We start from the raw sequence: 594 nt of genomic DNA, 5'->3' as shown, positions 1-594 counted from the left end.
TCGGCGCAGCAGGCGAAGCAGCTTGATCATCTCGCTTCCGTCCCCGACATGCCGAGTTCGCCGTTCGCCGCGTTCGGCATGTCGAGCTTCGGTGAGCCGCCTGCCCCTGCTGCGGCGGAGCCTCGCCCGATCCTGGAACTTGAAGGGGAGGAGCGCGAGGACGAGCTGGACGCCTTGTCCGACTGGGTGGACGACTTCTTCCTCCCTGTCTACGGGGCGGAGGTCACCACCGCGGCGCCTTGGTGCCTGCGGTGGCAGGAGCACGACGATGTCGTGGCCTGGCTCCACGCCCTGTGGCTCGCCTACCAGCAGCACAAGGACCCCGAGGCGGGACTGGGTGGCCTGCTCGTGTGGCACCGGGACTGCCTCACCCACGCCGTGGCAGCGATCCGAGCACCGGGCGGGCCACTGTCGGCCTGCATGACCTCTCCCGACCGACCCGCACACAGGCTGCTGCCCGGCCCGCCGCCCTCCGCGCGCACGGAGAAGGCAGCCCACACCGAGGCCGGCCGTGGCGCCCAGGCACCGGCCTCCACATCGTGAACGCGGGAGGGCCACAGCCTGCCTTCGGGCTCAGCTTCGACCCCCGCGCGC

1 protein-coding gene is annotated in these 594 nt (G+C 71.5%); it reads left to right on the top strand.

Going from position 1 to position 594, the window contains the following annotated elements:
* Positions 1-543, top strand: a 543-nt coding sequence (locus KUM32_RS39690; RefSeq protein WP_217146590.1) for a DUF4913 domain-containing protein, incomplete at its 5' end; no start/stop codon positions are given.
* Between the last annotated feature and the right edge of the window lie 51 nt (positions 544-594).

This window comes from Streptomyces sp. AC627_RSS907 (assembly GCF_019049165.1).
The sequence above is the reverse complement of the archived record's forward strand: the minus strand, read 5'-3'. Positions and strand labels throughout refer to the sequence as shown.